Source organism: Caulobacter sp. CCH9-E1 (genome assembly GCF_001556515.1).
Taxonomy (GTDB): domain Bacteria; phylum Pseudomonadota; class Alphaproteobacteria; order Caulobacterales; family Caulobacteraceae; genus Caulobacter.
Map to the genome: position 1 here is coordinate 11,767 of NZ_LSJA01000199.1, position 17,588 is coordinate 29,354.

General features: G+C 67.0%; 16 protein-coding genes and 1 pseudogene. 9 read left to right on the forward strand and 8 right to left on the reverse strand.

All coding sequences use genetic code 11. The annotated features are described in order from the left end of the window. Positions 1-1,860 carry an asparagine synthase C-terminal domain-containing protein gene (locus AX690_RS22265; RefSeq protein WP_082749669.1) on the forward strand — a complete coding sequence of 620 codons (1,860 nt, stop codon included), beginning with the start codon at positions 1-3 and terminating at the stop codon, positions 1,858-1,860. A gap of 23 nt (positions 1,861-1,883) precedes the next feature. Here the strand turns inward: AX690_RS22265 and AX690_RS24045 are convergent. The 4 genes and pseudogenes from AX690_RS24045 to AX690_RS12010 all read right to left on the reverse strand — a co-directional run. Next, a pseudogene (locus AX690_RS24045) lies at positions 1,884-4,190 on the reverse strand (prolyl oligopeptidase family serine peptidase); the annotation flags it as partial. Positions 4,191-4,226: 36 nt separating this feature from the next. Further along, on the reverse strand, positions 4,227-7,316 hold the full coding sequence (locus tag AX690_RS12000) for a TonB-dependent receptor (protein ID WP_062098556.1): 3,090 nt from the start codon (positions 7,314-7,316) through the stop codon (positions 4,227-4,229). Between the two features lie 120 nt (positions 7,317-7,436). Next, the gene (locus tag AX690_RS12005) at positions 7,437-8,432 is read right to left on the reverse strand and encodes a FecR family protein (RefSeq protein WP_062098553.1); all 996 of its coding nucleotides are present in this window, start codon (positions 8,430-8,432) and stop codon (positions 7,437-7,439) included. Between the two features lie 16 nt (positions 8,433-8,448). After that, entirely contained in the window at positions 8,449-8,979 is a 531-nt protein-coding gene (locus tag AX690_RS12010) for an RNA polymerase sigma factor (RefSeq protein ID WP_082769627.1), read from the reverse strand. Positions 8,980-9,111: 132 nt separating this feature from the next. Here AX690_RS12010 and AX690_RS22270 point away from each other — a divergent pair, with 132 nt between their 5' ends. The 7 genes from AX690_RS22270 to AX690_RS23675 all read left to right on the forward strand — a co-directional run bounded on the left by AX690_RS22270 (position 9,112) and on the right by AX690_RS23675 (position 12,745). Beyond that, a complete protein-coding gene (locus AX690_RS22270; RefSeq protein ID WP_082749667.1) occupies positions 9,112-9,324 on the forward strand; it encodes a helix-turn-helix domain-containing protein in 213 nt (70 codons plus the stop codon). Between the two features lie 92 nt (positions 9,325-9,416). Beyond that, positions 9,417-9,632, forward strand: a complete 216-nt coding sequence (locus tag AX690_RS22275; protein ID WP_062098551.1) for a helix-turn-helix domain-containing protein — start codon at positions 9,417-9,419, stop codon at positions 9,630-9,632. Positions 9,633-9,795: 163 nt separating this feature from the next. Then, on the forward strand, positions 9,796-10,539 hold the full coding sequence (locus AX690_RS23670; protein WP_231732188.1) for a DUF2285 domain-containing protein: 744 nt from the start codon (positions 9,796-9,798) through the stop codon (positions 10,537-10,539). A 109-nt stretch (positions 10,540-10,648) separates the two neighbouring features. Beyond that, complete coding sequence (locus AX690_RS12020; protein WP_066683293.1) at positions 10,649-10,939, forward strand: AlpA family transcriptional regulator; 291 nt, start codon at positions 10,649-10,651, stop codon at positions 10,937-10,939. Further along, positions 10,939-11,397: a DUF2840 domain-containing protein gene (locus AX690_RS12025; RefSeq protein ID WP_062098545.1), complete on the forward strand. Its 459-nt coding sequence runs from the start codon at positions 10,939-10,941 to the stop codon at positions 11,395-11,397. The genes AX690_RS12020 and AX690_RS12025 overlap by 1 nt, the downstream gene beginning before the upstream one ends. Beyond that, positions 11,394-11,912, forward strand: a complete 519-nt coding sequence (locus AX690_RS12030; protein ID WP_062098543.1) for a S26 family signal peptidase — start codon at positions 11,394-11,396, stop codon at positions 11,910-11,912. The genes AX690_RS12025 and AX690_RS12030 overlap by 4 nt, the downstream gene beginning before the upstream one ends. Continuing rightward, positions 11,909-12,745, forward strand: a complete 837-nt coding sequence (locus tag AX690_RS23675; RefSeq protein ID WP_231732189.1) for a lytic transglycosylase domain-containing protein — start codon at positions 11,909-11,911, stop codon at positions 12,743-12,745. Before AX690_RS12030 ends, AX690_RS23675 begins: the two co-directional genes overlap by 4 nt. Positions 12,746-12,890: 145 nt before the next feature. Here the strand turns inward: AX690_RS23675 and AX690_RS12040 are convergent, their stop codons facing one another. The 4 genes from AX690_RS12040 to AX690_RS12055 all read right to left on the reverse strand — a co-directional run bounded on the left by AX690_RS12040 (position 12,891) and on the right by AX690_RS12055 (position 16,054). Beyond that, positions 12,891-13,157, reverse strand: coding sequence for a hypothetical protein (locus AX690_RS12040; protein WP_066683291.1), 267 nt, complete (start codon positions 13,155-13,157; stop codon positions 12,891-12,893). 81 nt (positions 13,158-13,238) lie between these two features. After that, positions 13,239-14,765 carry an IS66 family transposase gene (locus AX690_RS12045; protein ID WP_066683289.1) on the reverse strand — a complete coding sequence of 509 codons (1,527 nt, stop codon included), beginning with the start codon at positions 14,763-14,765 and terminating at the stop codon, positions 13,239-13,241. Between the two features lie 72 nt (positions 14,766-14,837). Beyond that, entirely contained in the window at positions 14,838-15,191 is a 354-nt protein-coding gene (gene tnpB / locus AX690_RS12050) for an IS66 family insertion sequence element accessory protein TnpB (RefSeq protein ID WP_066683287.1), read from the reverse strand. Then, positions 15,188-16,054, reverse strand: a complete 867-nt coding sequence (locus AX690_RS12055) for a transposase (protein ID WP_066683285.1) — start codon at positions 16,052-16,054, stop codon at positions 15,188-15,190. Before AX690_RS12055 ends, tnpB begins: the two co-directional genes overlap by 4 nt. A gap of 250 nt (positions 16,055-16,304) precedes the next feature. Between AX690_RS12055 and AX690_RS12060 the strand changes: the two genes are divergently transcribed. Continuing rightward, a complete protein-coding gene (locus tag AX690_RS12060; RefSeq protein ID WP_082769628.1) occupies positions 16,305-17,540 on the forward strand; it encodes a DUF3363 domain-containing protein in 1,236 nt (411 codons plus the stop codon). Positions 17,541-17,588: the final 48 nt, after the last annotated feature.

The window sequence follows — 17,588 nt, forward strand, 5'->3', positions numbered from 1 at the left end:
ATGGGCTATATCGTTCTGGTCCGCACGCCCGGCGCCACCGCCGCCGCCTTCGACGCCATGCTCGAAGACCTGGTCGCGCGGCAAGGATGGCGCCATGTCGTCAAGGCCTATGCCCTGGCGGTGCTGGTCAAGGGCGCCGCGCCGCTGCCGGTCCTGCCGCTTGCCGGCGCGCACGGCGTCGGTGGCGTCTTGCTGGGGCGCGTATTCGATCGAGCGGCGGGAGAGGCTGGGGAGGCGCGCCAACCTCAGCTCGATGGCCTGGTCGATCTGGATCCCATCGAGGCGGTCTCGCGCCTCATCCAGAGCGCTTGGGGCGGCTACGTGGCGGTGCTGGCCCCGCGACGCCCCGACCCGCCGGTCGTGCTGCGCGATCCTACCGGTCAGGTCGAGGCCTTCATCTGGCGCCGGGACGGCGTCACCTTGATTGGATCAGAAGCCCCCAGGGGCCTGGCCGCGCCGCTAGGGCTTGCGATCGATTGGCGCCGGGTCGGCGATCTCCTGGACGATCCTCGCCGGACCGGCGCGGCCCCGCCGCTGAGCGGCGTCCTGGGCGTTGACCCCGGAGAGTGCCGGCATGGTGTCGGCGCGGGCGAATCCCTGCGCCTTTGGTCGCCAGCCCGGATCGTGCGCGAGCGCAGGCCGCCGGACGATCCTGCTGACGCGCTCAGGCGCTGGGTGGACGTCAGCGTCGCGGCTGAGGCCAGCGATGCCGAGACGATGCTCTGTGAAATCTCCGGCGGACTGGACTCGGCGATCGTCGCCACCGCGCTCGCCCGGGCCGGTCGGCGTCCCACTGGCGCGATCAACTTCTATCGCGATCAGGCGCAAGGCGACGAGCGCCTCTGGGCGCGCGCCGTCGCCGACGCGATCGGCGTGCCGCTGACAACGGTTCAACGCTCGCCCTTCGCCCTGGCGTCAGACGACTTTGCCTTTGGCGCGACGGGCCTGCGCCCGAGCCTGAACGCCCTGGACCCGGAGTACGATCGCCTTTTGCTCGCCGAAGCCGAGCGATTGAAGGCGCAGGTGCTTTTCACCGGCCACGGCGGCGACGTGGTGTTCTACCAGCTCGGCGCGGCCGAGATCGCGGCGGACATCCTGCAGGGCGCGGTCACCGAAGACGGCCGCCTGCGCGCGCTCGGCGATGTCGCGCGGCGCACGCGCCGGTCCGTCTGGAGTCTCGCCCGTCAAGCGTTCTGGGGGCGGCGGCCAACGGAGGGGGCGGCGAGCAGAGAGCGGTTCGTCGTCCACGCCGCACGCGGCGTCGCCCATCCCTGGCTTGACGACCTGCAAGGGCTGGCGCCGGCCAAGCGGGTCCAGGTGGCGGGGTTGGTCAACAGCTTGAACGTGGTCGCCAGGACGCGGCGCGGGGCCGTCACGCGCCTGGCTCATCCCTTGCTCGGCCAGCCGATGGTCGAGCTCTGTCTCTCGATTCCCGCCCCAATCCTCAGCGCCGGCGAAGGCGACCGGCGCCTGGCAAGGCGCGCGTTCTCCGATCGATTACCGGCCCTCGTGGCCGAGCGACGGTCCAAGGGCGACATCACCGTCTTCTTCGGCAAAAGCATCGCCGCCAGCCTGCCAACCCTTAGGCCGATGCTTCTGGACGGGCGTCTCGTCGCGGAGGGTCTGATCGACAAGGCGCGCCTGGAGGCGGCGCTGCGGCCAGAGACCCTGGTGTGGAAGGATTTCTACGGGGAGATCCTGGTCGCAGCAGCCCTTGAGGCCTGGGTTCGTCATTGGGAAGGGCGCATCGCCGAGGGGGATGGCGAGACCGTCGCTGGAGTGGGCGCGCCGCCGGGCGTCGCTGGCGCGAGGGCGGATCCCGGCAGGGCCGCGTCCAGGAACGCGAACACTCGCGCATAGAGATCGCGAACATTACCCGGGCTCATCACCACGTGGCTCTCGCCGCGATAGAGCAGCAGCTGCGCGTCCTTGCCTTGGCGGAGAAGCGAGGAGAACAGCGTGGTCACTTGGCCAAGATCCATATCGAGATCGCCATAGATCAGGAGCACCGGCGCGCCGATCTTGTCGGACTGCAGACCGGGGCTGTTGCGCAGGTACTTGTCGGGCGCCGACCATGGCGGGCCGCCCATGGCGCCCTGGCCGTTTTCAGCCCACCCCAGCTCGGAGGGCATGGTGATCAGGGCAGGAGACGCCAGGGCCTCGGGATGGATGGCGCCGTAGTATGACAGGAGATTCGTGATCGGCGCGGAGGCGACGATCGCCGAGAAGCGGCTGGACTGGACACCCGCCGCCAAGGCGCCGTAGCCGCCATAGCTCTGACCCCACACCGCCAGGGGCTTGTCTTTCAGGACGGGATGGGTGGCGATCGCCGCGTCGACGGCCAGCAGCATCGCCTCGGCGAGCCCTGGCATCGGCTCACGATCACGGGCCATGGGAAGGCTGGGCACGATCACCGCATAGCCCGCCGCTACCATCAGCTGGACGTTGGTGTCGAACGATCGACTGCCGGGCTCGGCCGCGACGGGCGGACGCGCGTAGCGCGCGCCGGGATAAGGAACGACGATGAGCCCCTTGAGACCGGCGGTGGGCAAGACGGGCGGAAGATAGAGCCAGCTCGTCAACTCCGCCTCGACCAGGCCTCTGTGGCGGATCGCCTCCGGTGTGGCGAAAGCCTTGTCGGCCAGGGCGGAATTTATGGTGGCGACCGCGCGCGCGGGCGCTCCGGGCCGGATCACCTGCAACGAGCCGACACCATGCGGATCGGTCGTTGTGACGGCGACGCCCCCCCAGGCTTGCGACGCGGCCAGGATCTGCGCCTTCGCCGGGAGATCGAGAGGCGCGGAGCGCTCCCCGTTCGACCCCAGCAAGCGGCGCTCGCCGTCCTGCGACAGCATTCTCGTCGCCCTGGGTTCGCCGGGCAGGAGGTCGGCCGGCGCGTCCAGGCTCGCCGTAGAAGGCGCGAAGCGGGCCAGGCGTCCGTCAGCACCGATGCGCTGGAGGCCCTCGGCGCTGCGAATGACGAAGCCGCGGGCCGTGATCATGACCGCTGGCCCCTGGGGCTCGGCGATCGTCCCCGTGAGCTTGACCGCGCGGCGGCCGTCAAGACGCCACCAATCCTGGCGCGGGGTTCCGCCACCCCGCGCCAGGACGAACGGATCCCGACCAAGCCAGGCAAGGCCCGGCATGGGCCTGGGATCCCGGCCACCGGTGTCGCCGAGCGTCAGGTCCGGCGCGAGGGGTTTCGCCGTTCCGTTGGCCGCAAGGCGCCAGTAGCCGTAACCGGACCAGCCATCGCCATCGGGACGGGCGGCGACCGCCACCGCGTCTCCCTTCGGCGACCAGGTCCAGGTTCCGCGAATGAGATCGCAGCGCGGGCAAGGGATCGTCCGCTTCCCGCTCACGAGGTCGACCATCACCAGCCGCAGGCGACGCGGCGGATAGCCCACGCGCATGGTGCTGCTCGTCGAAGGCTGCGTTCGCTCGCCGTCTTCGATCAGGGCTGCGGTTCGACCGCCCGGAGCGACCATCAGGTCGCTGAACGCGCCCTGGGTCAGGTCCCGGACCGCGCCGGACACGCCATCGATCGCGACCAGGCTGGCGGTGCTGGCCGGCGCGTTGACGCCGGAGAAGCGGCCGCTGCCCAGCGCCGTCACTGAGATCTCGCCGCGAGCGCCGGCTGCCCAGGCCTGCTGCAGGCGCTCGCCCGCGAGCCAGCCCAGACCCGCCAGGCGGGCCTGGGCCTCGAGAGGACGTGAAATGGCCACCACCTCTCGATTGTCGCGCCAACGCGCTTGGGCAAACCACAGCTCCGGCTCGACAAGGCGTCCCGACCACGCGACAGCGCCGCTCGCCAGGGTGACGACACCCAGTTCCCGCGCATGGCCGCGTTGGCGAAACACGATCAGGCGCGCGCCGTCCGGCGAGAAGGCGCCGAAGGTCTCGCCGTCGCCGGCAAGGCCCCGCAGCAACGCCCGGGCCGGTCCGCGATCGGTGAGGTCGAGCAGCATCAGGCGGCTGGCCGCCGCGCCGATCAGGAAGTCCTGATCGAAGCGCGGCGCGCTCTTCCAAGGGCCCTGGATCTCGAACACCAGCCAGCGGCCGTCCGGCGAGAACGCCGTGCGGCCCAGTTCTTCCAGCGAGAGTAGGTCCTCGACCGAGAACGCTTGCCCGTCAGCCGGGCTCGATGTGGCCAGACCACAGGCGAGCGCCAGCCATGCGAAGTGTCGCATCGCAGTCTCCGATGGCGAAAGAGAGAGGGTTTTGGCCTACCAGGCCTTGGTCAGCTGGAGCGCGACGAGGCGTCCGGTCGGATCGTAGTTGGCCGGGTCGTAGCCGACGCCGAGCCGCGAGTCATAGAACGGCGGATCCTTGTCGAAGGCATTCTGCGCCGTCAGCGCCAGGCTCAGATTGCGAAATGCCCCGTCCTTGGCCGGCGACGTCCACTGGACCTGCAGGTCGAAGGTGGTCTGGCTTGCGATCCGTTTGGCGTCTACGTCCCGAAGGTCGCCGATATGGTTCAACGAGGCAGTGGTCGTGAACGCGCCGTGCGTCCAGCTCGTGTAGAAACGCGCCCGAAGGTCGGCCGGGAAGGTCGCCATCCCGGCCAGCTCCACCGACTGCGCGGCGGCCGTGATCTTGCGGGCATAGGACATCAGCCAGGAGAGATTGCCGCCGATCACCACCGGGTCGCCCTTGACCGTCAGGCCGTAGGTCCCGGTCAGGTCCAGGCCCCGCACATGAAACGCGCCGGCATTGACGTAGCGCGCGTCGGCGATCGCCCGGTAGCTGGTTGCCGGATACAGGCCGGCCGCAGCCGAGGTCGCGTTCTTGAGCAGGTCCTGGATCAGCGCCAGATCGGCGGCGTTGGTTCCAGGGTTCACGAAGGTCCGAAACGGCGCCAGGTCCGGGGCGGTCAACACGGTCGAGATGTTGTCGTTGGCGGGCCGTGCGATCCGGTTGGTGAACCGGGTGTCGAACAGGGTGGCCGAGAGGCGCGTTCCGGGACGGTCCGCCGGCGCCCACTCGATCCCGGCTGTCCACGACTTGGCTTGCTCGGGCTTGAGGTCGCGGTTGCCGCCGTAGCGGATCAGGGTCAACGCCGTGCCCGATCCGAAGCTGACATTGGTCGGGGAGGCGGTCTCGGGATCCGATTGCTGGCTGAGCGACGGCGCCCGGAAGGATTCGCCATAGGTGGCCTTGAGGTTGATGTCGGCGGTTGGGCCCCAGACCACGCCAATCTTCGGCACCGTGCTGGAAAGGCCGCCGGTATAGGTCTCGCGACGCACTGCGGCTGAAAGCTCCAGACGCTCCAGCCCCGGACGGCGGAAGTCCGGGCCAAACAGCGGCGCGCGCAGTTCGGCGAACAGGGAGGACACCCGGCGCTCGGCGAAGCGCGAGAAAGCCGGGCGCGGCGTCGCCGCCACGCTTCCCGAAACGCCGATGGTCTTTAGGCCTTCCTCTCGCCACTGGGCGCCGAGGGCCAGGCGCACGGCCCCGGCCGGAAGCGTGAACAACGGGCCGTCGGCGGTGGCGCTGACCGTGTCGAGCCGCCCGACCGTGCGCCGCGTGTCATAGCCGGACATCACGAAATCCAGCACCGTCTGATTGTTGCGGCCCAGGCCGATGTAGGGATTGAAGTAGCCGTCACGGGCAGCGTTGTAGGCGGTCAGCGGGTTGTCGGGCGTCGCGCCCAGGGCCTCATTGAGGAAGGCCGAGTTCAGGCCGTGGGTCGAGAGACTGGTGGCGATCTCCTCGCCGTGGCCGGCGTAGAGATCCAGCCGCCAATCTGCGGGAAGACGGACCTTGCCCCCGATCGACAGCGCGCGGCTTTGCACCTCGCCAGTGTTTTTCAAGCCGCCGGTCTCGTTCTGGAACGAATAGCCCAGATAGTTGCTGGACGCGCCATTGGGCGAGACGAAGTAGGGGTTTCGAGCGTCGACGACCATCACGGTCAAGGGCGCCACCGAATAGGCCGTGTAGCGGCGATCGCTGTACCGGGCGTCCGCGTTGAGCGTGATCCTCGAGCCGACATCCTGGGTCACCGCCGCGTAGAACCCGCCGCGCTCTTGTTTGGGCAGGTTGTCGACCGCCGCGCGCCAGTTGATCAGGTTCTGAGCGCCGGCGATGAAGTCGGAGGGCTTCAGGCGCGTCCCGTCCTGGCCGGCCGGTACGGCCCACATCGGCACGAGCGAGAAGGTGACGGGATCGATGCCCAGGATCGTCGCTGGCATCGAATAGTATAGTCGGCGGTCGCTGCCGCCCAGGGGGCGCAGATCGGCATTGGCCGTGTAGTCACGGTCGGACGATTGCGATCGATCCCGGCTCTGGTATTCGGCTGTGAGCAGCAGCGAACCCGTGTTCCAGGATTTGCCGAAGGTCTGCGCCAGCTGCCGTTGGCCCATGTCGCCGTGGGTAGACCCGCCGATCCGCGCCCGCGTCTCGGTGCCGTCGTAGCGGTCGCGCAGCACGACATTGACCACGCCGCCGACAGCGTCCGACCCGTAGAGCGCCGAGGCGCCGTCGAGCAGCACTTCGACGCGCGCGACGGCGGCCAGAGGAATGGACGACAGGTCGGAGAAGTCTCCGAGCAGGCCAGCGCCGGCCAACCGGCGGCCGTTGACCAGGACCAGGGTGGCGTCCGCGCCGAGACCGCGCAGATTGACCGCCGTGGCCCGCGCCTGATTGGTGCCGGTGGTGTCGGCGCCTGTCATGATGGTGTCGTCGCTCGTCGTGCCGCCGAATGCCTGGGGCAGATCCGTCAGCGCGTCAGCGACCGTGGCGTAGCCGCCGCGATCGAGGTCCTCGCGGCCGAGCACCAAAACCGGTGAGGCTCCACTACGGGCGCCGCGAATGTGGCTTCCGACCACGATTTCCGAGACCGTGAAGGGTTCCCCGGACGTGGACGCAGGGGCCAGCGACGGCAGGGTCTGAGCCAGGGTGGTCGCGGTCAGCGGGTCCCCGGCCAGTGTCGAAGCCTCGCCGCTTGAACCGACCAACGCCCCCTTCGCATTGGCGACCGGGCGCATGACGCTCTGACCGTGGGGATAGAGCACCAGCACGCCGGGGCCGGCCTGGCGCACGTCGATCTTGGCGCCCGCCAGCAACTGGGAGAGCGCCTGCGAAGGCGTCATTCGGCCGCTGACCCCTGCCGTCTTGCGGCCCGCGACCAGATCGCTGGTGAACATGATCTTCAGCTTGGCCTGGCGACCGAGTGTCAGCAGCGCGACGTCGAGCGGACCTGCAGGTATTTCGACTTGAACGGCGGCCTCGGCCGTCATGCCGACGCTGGGCGCAGCGGCAATGCAGGCGATCGGTGAGACCCAGGCCAATAGGACGCGGCGATACGACAACGACATTCAAACACCCCCGGCTCGCTGGCCGGGCCGCGTCACCGTGACGGGCGCTCGATACCGGCGATATGGGGGAGACACCGGGGAGGGCGGTTTACCCTACCGCCCTGTGAAAAAAATGTGACGTCATGGCGACGGCGCGCCGCGCGGGCGCAATTCGATGGTCTTGCCGCCGCTGGCGGTATGGGTTTCCAGGTCCAGGATGTTGCTCGCCGCCATCGCGAAACCATCGACGTCCCCGGTCGGGAACGTGCCGTTGATTTCCAGATTGTGGGGCGCGCCCTCGGCCAGCACGACCTTGCGGGCGCTGTAGCGATTGACCTCCGCGACCGCAGCGTCGAGCGGGGCGTTGTGGAACACAATCTGTCCGGCGGTCCAGCTCGTGTCGGCCGCAACATCGGTTCGCGAGGGCTTTGCGGCTGCGGGCCCGACGACGATCTTCTGGCCTGGGCTGAGCGTCCACGCCTTGGTCTCGCGCCCCTGATCTCGCACCGCGACCTTGCCTTCAGCCAGCGTGACCTGGACGGCGTCCGATTGGCGATAGACGTCGAAGCGGGTGCCGATCGCTGTGATCGACGTGCTCCCCGCTGTGACCACAAAGGGGCGGGTTTTGTCGTGCGCGACGTCGAACATCGCCTGTCCCCGCACTAGCTTCACCAGCCGTCGATCCTTTGTCAGACGAACGGCGATGCGGCTGTTGGTGTTCAGAAGGACGGCCGAACCGTCGCTCAGCTGCACGGTCTTCCGCTCGCCGACAGCGGACTCATACCGCCGTCCCATGGCGTTGTTCAGGCTCACGGCGCCGACCACCAAGCCAGCGGCGAGCAGGAGGCCTGCGCCAACCCCAGCGGATTTGCTGACCATGCGTCGACCGGTTCTGCTCTTGGCGGCCCGCGCCAAGGCGTCGTCGGCGAGGTCCTCCAGCGCCGGATCGCCGCGCAGCGCGCGCAACCTTGAAGCCGCGGCCGACAAGCGATCATAGGCCTGACGATTGTCCGGAATCTTGCGCCACGCCTCAAAGGCCGTCACGTCCGAACTCTCGATCACCGTGGAGTTCAGGCGAGCGTACCAGTCGGCCGCCTCCTGTTCGGTGTCCGTTGAACGGTGCGTTTGATCGATCATGGGCGAGCCACAGATGTCAGGCGCAAAGCGCCGACGCGCAAAGTTTGAGCGCCTTACTCATGCGCTTTTCGACCGTCTTCACCGAGATGCCGAGCAAGGCCGCGATCTCCAGATAGGTCATTCCGCAAACGTGGTTCAGAACCAAAACATCGCGCAACTTCGGCGGCAGGGCCAGCATGATCTGTCGGAAAAGTACGGCTTCAAGTTGCGCGGCTTCAACCGGCGCGTTGGCGGCGGCTTTGTCGTCCTGCGTTTCGGTGGCTCGCCTGCGCGCGGCGCGGCCGCGGTTCTTCGCCAAGTTCGTGGCAATGTGGAGCAGGTAGGAGCGCGGGTCCTTCAGCGGCTCCGTGAGCGGAAGTCGTGACAACCGGACAAAGGTTTCCTGAAGGAGGTCGTCGGCGGCGTCCGCGCCGTAGCGGCGACGAAGAAAGCCGGAAAGCCAGGGGGCGTGGTCCTTGTACAGGTCTTCAACAGTCGGTGGAACAACCGCTTCGCGCTTCCCAGAGTCAGCCTCCCGAAGGGGATAGTTCTTTAGTGTGGCTTCCATCTTGACTGCCTCGCCCCGGGGGCGTTTCGGGACGCCCCATCGCGTGCGCGCTCCACTGAATTCAACGGCCCCTTTTAGCGACTTTACTCATAGTCTATTCACAGTCCAGCCTAAATACGGCGGCTTGCGCGGATGCACCTTCGCGCGGTCATCGCCGATAATGTTCGAGCATTTCGTGTGGCGAAATCGCTCAAGCAGGAGGAGCTTGCCGATCGTGCAGACCTACATCCGACCTATTTGTCGGGAATTGAAAACGGTCGGAAGAACATAACTGTAGATTTGCTTGAACGGCTGGCCGTCGCACTCGGAGTTTATGAGGAAGACTTGGTTCGACGGCGCCGATAGCGAAGGGATTTGCGGCGGCTATAGCTGTGGATAAGGGGTGACTTTACTCATAGTCTATTCAACTGGCGGTCGGGTCCGTGCGCCCGTGCCTTATGAATTTGCGGTATGTCGTTGGAGAGAATATTCGCGCGCTGCGTGACGATCGCGACATGGCGCAGGATGAACTCGCACATCTGGCGGAGATCCACACGACATACCTGTCGGGCGTGGAGACCGGGAAGCGAAACATTACATTGAATGTTTTGGAGCGCATCGCAAAAGCTCTCGGCGTTGCGGAAGAGGACCTCGTTCGGCGACCTGAACGTTAAGAGCGATTGGAATAAGAAGTTGGGGTTTCGCCCCCACTCTATTGTGTCCCGCGCCGTATGAAATCAATGCTCGGCCCCCAGATGGCTGCGGCGGTGAAGCAATTAGAGCGCAGATAGGCTGCTGGCCCTCGCAATCTTCGCTTCGGCCATTTGCGATCGGCAGATGGCTGGCCCGCACGCCCGATCGGGAAGGGATCGGCCGCCGAGCGATGGCGCCGGCGGCGGTTGGCATGCATTTGCGAACCTGACAGTCCCAGGGTTTGCTTGGGAGTTCCTTCGCCGAAATCCCGAGTACCGCTCGGAATTCGGCTCGCGCGGCGCGCGGATCGATCAGCGGTGGGGCCTTCGATTTCCCGTAGACCCGCAACTTTCAGCCGAGAACGCAGATGTGTTTTGGCGTGCAGAGATAGCGCCGGGCATCGTGCTACCCATCATTGGCGATGGTCATCAGGCCGCCAAGCGGTTGCAAGAAAAGCAGATCGCTGGTGGTCCGCGCCAAGCGGATGACGGAGTCCACTTGCGGCTGGTGGCGGGGCTGCAACTGCTCGTTCAAAGGGCGACACCCCCTCCCGGGCCGGTGCTTGTCGTGCTGTCGTTGGATCAAGATTTCGGGGTTCGGGTCCGTGCAGTCGAGGCCCTCGATAGAGTTGTCCGAGGGCGCGCTGCTCCTAAATCGCGGCTGACAATGGCTCAACGCGCACGCCTGGCTCGTAGCCTTGTGGCTTTGGATGGCGCCGAACGGCACGAGAGCTATCGAGACATCGCGCGGTCAGTTTTTGGCCACGACCGTGTCGATCGCGAGACGTGGCGGACTGCATCCATTCGCGACGCGACGATCCGGTTGGTGCGATCAGGAAGAAACCTGATGCGCGGAGGGTACCTGAAGCTGCTGCGGGACGGCCTCTAGGGGGTGGCGTTTTCGGCGGCCCTTGTCTTCGCCATCCACCCCGAGCGTTCCGTCGCTCCAGCCTATCCAGACGACGCCGGGCTTATCCAGGCGTCGCCGAGGATACGTCATGAGCAACAACCCCTCCGATCCGCAGAGGCATCTGAAAACGGCTGAGGCTGCGCGCTTTTTGGGACTTTCCGACCGCACGCTGGAAAAGCACCGGTCATACGGAACTGGACCGATCTATCGGAAGATCGGGGGCCGCGTCGTCTACACGCTGGAGGACCTGCAGGCCTGGTCGGAGCGCGCCGCGCGCCGCTCGACCACGGACCCCGACGCGCAGTTTGTGTCGCCCGCCAAACGCACGCCGGCGTCCGGAACGGGTTCGCGGCCTCAGCATGCCGATGGCCGCAAGTGATGAATACCCAGGTCGATCTTCTGTGGCTCGATGGGCAGATCGAGCGCTGGATTCGCTTCGGGAAGGTCGCCGCCGAGCGGATCGTCGACCGACGCAATCGCATCGTCGAGTTCGCAGCCGGCTCGGTCTTCGCGTTCGTGCGGTGGCGGGCGGGCGAGTACGGAACCGTCGAGTCGCACATCGCCATCTTGCGGGCCGTCACGTCCGGCGAGGCGTTCACGACCTATCCCTGCGTCGCGCCGGGCGCTGAAATCCTGCTCAGCCTCAGCGGCTGGGCCAGGGTCCAATCGGTTCTGGAGGCTGTCGATGGGGTCGAGAAGATCGGCGTGGCGCCGGCCCTGGCCGCGCCGGATTACTGGCGTCACGTCGGCGCTCGGATCGGCGTTGGGCTCACGCCCAGGCCGTACGATCGCGCCCGCCACCGCGCCTGGCTTATGCGCCGGAGACTTGGGCGATGAGCGGCGGCGCGTCTCGGTACTTGCTCGCCGGCGGGGTTAGCTGCCTGCTCTTGGCCTTTGGCGGCCTGGTGCAGCCGACCAAACGCTTGGTCCTCAATACGACGGCCAGCGCGCCCTTGGGCTTCTACTGGCTTGCCGGCCAAGAGCCAGATGTCGGTGATCTGGCGCTTGTTCGCCCGCCGCCGCCTTTGGCGCGCTGGATGGCGATGCGCGGCTACTTGCCGATGAACGTGCCGCTGATCAAGCGCGTGGCCGCCGTCACGGGTCAGCTCGTTTGCGGTGACCACGGTCGCGTTCTGATAGACGGCCAGGCGGTCGCCAAGGTCCTACTGCATGACCGCCTGCACCGACCGCTGAAGGGTATCAGCGGCTGTCGGCGAGTGGGGGAGGGGGAGGTCTTTCTCCTCAACAGCGACGCGCCTCATAGCCTCGACGGTCGATATTTCGGTCCGCTGCCGCGCCAAGCCGTGGTGGGACGGCTTCATCCGATCTGGACATGGGGGGCGCTGAGGTGACGCTGCCCAACCTCGTTTCCTTGTTCGGCCATCTTGCGTCGCCTTTCCTCGTCCCGGCCAAGACCGCGTCGGCGGTCGCGCGCAGGCGCGGTCAAGGGCGGCCGGATGGCCGGCGCGCCTTGCGCGCTTCCCTTGACGGCGACGAGCACGGCCGCACGCTTCTTGTGGTCGGGTCGAGAGCAAAGATTTCGCGTGCTCTGCGCGCGTCCGCCGTCGCCGGCGTGCTGGCGATCTCTCTGGCTTTTGGTCGGGCGGAGGCAGTTCCGGCGCTGTCACTTGGCGGGGAGCAGCCCGAGATTGGCCTCCACATGGCCGAAGCCTCGCGCCGATCAGGCCTTCCGGAGAGCTGGATCCGAGCCGTCGCCTGGGTCGAGAGTGGGGGCGCGGCGGAGGCGATCTCGCCCAAGGGGGCGATGGGCATGATGCAGATCATGCCTGCAACCTGGCGCGAGCTGCGGATAGACCTCGCGCTTGGAAGCGACCCGTTCGACGAGCGCGACAACCTCGTGGCCGGCGCTGTCTACCTACGCCGCATGTTCGATCGCTTCGGCGAGGATGGCTTCCTGGCCGCCTACAATGCTGGCCCAGCGCGCTACCAAGCGTTCCTCGACGGCAGAAAAAGTCTGCCGCCGGAGACCATCGCCTACATCGCGCGCGTGCGGGCTAGGGTGGGCAGGATGGCGTCGGTGCAATGGCCCGACCGCGCGCCAAGCGTCGTTGGATGGCGTGCTTCAGGTTTGTTCATAGGCGGCGCTGTGGCAACTTCGAAGGTTCAGGACGGGCCGCTCGAAGAGCTTCTGTTTCCTCCGATCACATCGCAGGCAGGCCGATGAAGCCGGGCCTGCTGATGACGGGGAAAGTCGCCGGAAGAGGGCGGGTTTGGTCTGATTGGCTGCTCGTAAGCGTCCGGCTATTGCACGTCCGCCAGGTGTTGACGTGATTTCCACGACTTCACGGCCGACGCATCGCCTTCGGTCGTCAGAACTCAGTGCGACGGGGTTGCGACGGCGGGTGAGGCTTCGCTTGCTCAAAGCCTTCAAAGCCAACGGATGCCGCGCGCGCCAGAATAGCTTCGGCTTGCTTGACCGCTTTGCTGAACTCAGAGCTTTTCCAAGTATCGATGCCGAACTCATCCCAATCGAGGAGATCATAAGCATCCTCGGATCGGAGGCTCAGTTCGCGCAACGCGATGAGCGCTTCGCGCAGCAGTTCGGCCTTGTCATCGCTCTGCGGAACTTGGGTCACGTCTCTGTTCCTCTTGCCAGTTTGGCCACTGGGCGGCTGCGACCCGATGCGTCCGACTTCTACCGATTTGCAGGGCCTGCGTCAGGCCTCGGCTTCTTCAGTCTGCTTCCAGGCCCAGGGCAGCAGCTCGTCGAGGCGGTTGACGGGGTGGCCATTGACCATGCGCTCCAGCACATCCCGCAAGTAGGCGAAGGGCTCGACGCCATTCATCTTGGCGGTCTCGATCAGCGAACCGACCACGGCCCAGCGGTCGCCGCCGCCGTCCGAACCGGCGAACAGGTGGTTCTTGCGGCCGAGGGCGATGGGCCGGATCGCGCGCTCGACGGGGTTGTTGTCCAGATCGATGCGGCCGTCTGTGAGGAACAGGCTGAGCGCGTCCCAGCGGCCGAGGGCGTAGCGGATGGCCTCGGCCAGGGCGCCGCGCGGCGGCGCGCGGGCCAGCTGACGTTCCAACCAGGCATGCAGAGCGTCCACCAACGGGCGGGAAGACTCCTGACGCGCCGCCCGCCGCAGCGCCGCCGACTGGCCGCGCACCTGGGCTTCGATGGCGTAGAGCTCGCCGATCCGGCGCAACGCCTCGACGGCCACGGGCGCCTTGGTGGACTCGGCGATCTCATAGAACTTGCGCCGGGCGTGCGCCCAACAGGCCGCCAGCTTGATGTCGCCGGACGCCGTCAGCGGCTCGAAGCCGGCATAGCCATCGACCTGGAGGACGCCCTTGAACCGGCCCAGATGGGCGGCTGGACGCTCGCCCTTCCGGTCCGGCGCATAGACATAGACCGTGCCGGGCGGCTCCGGTCCGCCCCACGGTCGATCATCACGCGTGTAGGCCCACAGCCGCCCGGTCTTGGTCCGGCCCCGGCCCGGATCAAGCACCGGGATCGGCGTGTCGTCGGCGAAGAGATGGCTGCTGGCGAACAGGCTGGCCGACAGCTTGTCGTGCAGGGCTTGGAGCCACCAGCAGGCCCCGCCGACCCAGCCGGCCAGTGTCGAGCGCTCCAGGTCCACGCCGTGCCGAGCAAAGATTTTGGACTGCCGATAGAGCGGGGTGTGGTCGCAATACTTGCTGACCAGCACCTGGGCCAACAGCGCCGGCGTGGCCAGGCCGCCGTCGATCGGCCGCTCCGGCGCTGGCGCTTGGACGACCGTTGCGCAGGCCCGGCAGGCGTACTTGGGGCGCACGATCCGGATCACCCGCATCTGCGCGGGAACCCAGTCCAGCATTTCGCTGACGCTCTCGCCGATGCTGTGCAGAGCGCCGCCGCAGGCGCAGACCTGGCTGTCGATATCGAGCAACCGGTCTTCGCGCGGGAGATGGTCGGGGAGCGGTTTGCGCTTGGGTTGAGCCTTCGCGGGCGCGGGCAGGATGTCGGGTCGGCGCGCTTCGGCGGCGGCCAGATCGGTCTCGACATCCTCCAGGGCCAGCGCCAGTTGATCGGCGTCCAGGTGCTCGGAACGGCGTCCAAATTGCGCGCGCTGGAGCTGCTTGATGATGGCTTTGAGCCGGTCGATCTCGCCGTCCCGCTCACCGACGAAGCCGGCCATTTCGCGCACCAACTGGTGCAGCAAGGCCGTGTCGGTAGGCAGGTTTTCGAGATCCAGCCGCATGCCCGATTCTACTATTTTCGGAGTCCGCGACCAAGCATTTTCCCCTTATCCAGCGGGGTTTTCGACGCTATTTCAGCCGGCGATGGCGGGCCGCCAGGTGCGCTCCGGGAAGCGCCAGTCGATGCCTTCGATCAGCATGGCCAGTTGCGCGGGCGTGAGCACCACCGAGCCGCCAGGCGTGGTGATATGGGGCCAGATAAAGCGCCCTCGTTGCAGCCGCTTTGTGAACAGGCACAGGCCTGTTCCGTCCCAGTAGAGCAGCTTGATGGTGTCGGCCTTTCGCCCCCGGAAGGCGAACAGGTGGCCCGAGAACGGGTCCTCCTTCAGCAGGTCTTGCACCAGCATCGACAGGCCGTCGAAGCCCTTGCGCATGTCGGTTTGACCCAGCGCCAGATGCACCTTCACGCCGGAGGGGATGATCATCATCGGGCCGCCTCCCGCTGCGCCACGTACCGCCGGACCTCATCCGGATCGCTCCCTGGCGGCGCGAAGACCCGGCGTCCGTCGCCAAGATCGACGGCCACCGCGCCCTCGGGAATCGGCAAGGGAATGCCCCCCGTGAGCGCCTGGCTCGCCGTCTTGAGGCCATCGCCGACCAGCCTGACCCGAGCCAGCTTTGCGCGCTCGTCCTGGCCAAGGCCCATTTGGGCGCGCCACCGGAACAGCATGCTGGTGACCACGCCGTGTTTCCTGGCCACCGCGCTGACCGTGGCGCCGGGCGCTTGTGTCTCGGCGACGATGGCGCGCCTTTGCTCATCGTTGAACGTGCGGCGGCTGCTCCGGCCATCACCGTCGCGGAGCGTTCTGCTCGCGTCCGTCAAGCCGGATTCCGGCGTCCGGGCCTTAGCACTAGTGCTTCGTCTGGGCCCCACATACGGGCGGGCGCTGGGATGAACGAGCTCTCGCCAATCGATCCCAAGGGGGTCTTCGTCCAGGCGTTGGCGCCACTGACGCAACGACGAGGGTGTCAGCCGAAGGGCGCTGGCGTATTCCGCCGCGCTCAGTCCGCTCCACAATTGGGCCTCGACGTGCATGGCCCAGAACGCCTGCACGGCCCGGTTACGAACCTCGCTGGTGGAGCGTCGCGGCGGCGGCTTTCGCTTGCTCAAAGGCTTGTGCTGCAAGGCGTCGGCGTCACCGATCTTCTTCAGCCAGCTGCTGAAGACGCCGGGTTCGAGCCGGTGCTCGCCGCAGTATGCCGCGCGCGACAAACCGCTCAGCCGCCACGCCTCGATGTGGATCGCCCAGTAGGTTCGCAGTCCTCGGTTTTGGTAGCGCTTCGACGCCACGGCCGATCTCCCTCGCTAATCAGGAGCCCGACATGGTTCGCCTCATGGAAGGAGAACAAGAGTGCAACAACCGAACGCAAACGGCTGCTCGGGAAAGATGGCGAGATAAAAGGACCGGGACCTTTCGGGGCCATGTCCTTGGTTCTGTTGGTGATTTTCCGGGACCTGCATTCGCGGTCTGGTCCCGGAATTCAGAGGTTTCGTAAGCTTTTCATAGCGTTATCCGGGACCTCCGGCCGGAACGGCCGCGATGTCTGACGACCACGACTTCTTCCTGCGTCTTGGGCGCATCGGCGACCGAGGGGCCAGCAATGGCGCGCGGGGCCGCGGCTTCGTGCGGGAGGTTCTGGCCGGCGCTCGCAAGAGCGGGCTCGGCGCGGTCGATCTGAATGGGCGTGGGCGGATCCGGCGGTCAGGCCGCGGGCGGGACGCTGGGGTGCGTTCGCGCTCGATCGGGCGCCGCGTGGTCATCAAGGCCCGGGTCGTCCGGCATTCCGGCTCCCGATATCGGGCCGCGCCCCTGGCCGACCACATGCGCTACTTGCGACGGGAAGGCGTCACGCGGGACGGCGCGCCAGCGGAGATGTTCGATCGCGACGGTGCGGCCGACCACGAGGCTTTCGCCCGCCGCTGTGAGGACGATCGCCATCACTTCCGGTTCATCGTTTCGCCCGAGGACGCCGCCTCTCTCGAAGATCTGCGGACGACGACACGGGAGCTGATGGCTCAGGCCGAGAAGGACCTGGGGACCAGTCTCGATTGGGTGGCCGTTGATCATTGGAACACCGAACACCCGCACGTCCACCTGCTGATCCGGGGTGTCGATGAGACAGGCCAGGACCTGATCATCGACAGAGACTACATCGCCCAAGGCATGCGCCAGCGCGCCGAGGCTCTGGTCTCGATGGAACTTGGCCCTCGGACAGTTGCGGAGCTGGAGGCCAGCCTGGACCGCGAAGTCGAGGCCGAGCGCTGGACGAGTCTGGATCGGAGGCTCCGCGACCTTGGGGGCACCGACGGTCTGATCGACTTGCGCCCCGCTGGACCGGATGATCATCACGTTCCTGCGCGGTTGCTCGGGCGGGCGAGCTTCCTCCAGAAGCTGGGTCTGGCCGACGGCGCCGACGGGCAGTGGCACCTCGCCGAAGACATTGAGGCTAGACTGCGAGCGCTGGGCGAGCGTGGCGACATCATCAAGACGTTGCACCGTGCTTGGCGTGGCGAGCGCGACCCGGCCGACTTGCGGATCCATGGCGAGACTCTAGACGCGCCCCTGATCGGACGGTTGGCGGACCGTGGCCTCCACGACGAGCTGAACGGTCAAGCCTATGTGGTCGTCGACGGCGTGGATGGCCGCCTTCACCACGTGCGGGTGCGTGATCTCGGCGCCGCTGGCGACACCCCCGTGGGCGGCCTCGTCGAGGTCCGATCATGGACGGCTGAAGATGGTCGTCGTGGCGTAGAGCTGGTGCATCGCGCCGACTGATCCTCCCTCGTTTCAGTGGACACCCATGCTAGCTTTTCGGAGCTGGAG

Bases quoted from the DNA above. Each gene is read 5' to 3' on its own strand.
- AX690_RS22265 (WP_082749669.1), top strand. From the start codon at position 1: ATGGGCTATATCGTTCTGGTCCGCACGCCCGGCGCCACCGCCGCCGCC.
- AX690_RS12000 (WP_062098556.1), bottom strand. From the start codon at position 7,316: ATGTCGTTGTCGTATCGCCGCGTCCTATTGGCCTGGGTCTCACCGATC.
- AX690_RS12005 (WP_062098553.1), bottom strand. From the start codon at position 8,432: ATGATCGATCAAACGCACCGTTCAACGGACACCGAACAGGAGGCGGCC.
- AX690_RS12010 (WP_082769627.1), bottom strand. From the start codon at position 8,979: ATGGAAGCCACACTAAAGAACTATCCCCTTCGGGAGGCTGACTCTGGG.
- AX690_RS22270 (WP_082749667.1), top strand. From the start codon at position 9,112: ATGCACCTTCGCGCGGTCATCGCCGATAATGTTCGAGCATTTCGTGTG.
- AX690_RS22275 (WP_062098551.1), top strand. From the start codon at position 9,417: ATGAATTTGCGGTATGTCGTTGGAGAGAATATTCGCGCGCTGCGTGAC.
- AX690_RS23670 (WP_231732188.1), top strand. From the start codon at position 9,796: ATGGCTGGCCCGCACGCCCGATCGGGAAGGGATCGGCCGCCGAGCGAT.
- AX690_RS12020 (WP_066683293.1), top strand. From the start codon at position 10,649: ATGAGCAACAACCCCTCCGATCCGCAGAGGCATCTGAAAACGGCTGAG.
- AX690_RS12025 (WP_062098545.1), top strand. From the start codon at position 10,939: ATGAATACCCAGGTCGATCTTCTGTGGCTCGATGGGCAGATCGAGCGC.
- AX690_RS12030 (WP_062098543.1), top strand. From the start codon at position 11,394: ATGAGCGGCGGCGCGTCTCGGTACTTGCTCGCCGGCGGGGTTAGCTGC.
- AX690_RS12045 (WP_066683289.1), bottom strand. From the start codon at position 14,765: ATGCGGCTGGATCTCGAAAACCTGCCTACCGACACGGCCTTGCTGCAC.
- tnpB (WP_066683287.1), bottom strand. From the start codon at position 15,191: ATGATGATCATCCCCTCCGGCGTGAAGGTGCATCTGGCGCTGGGTCAA.
- AX690_RS12060 (WP_082769628.1), top strand. From the start codon at position 16,305: ATGTCTGACGACCACGACTTCTTCCTGCGTCTTGGGCGCATCGGCGAC.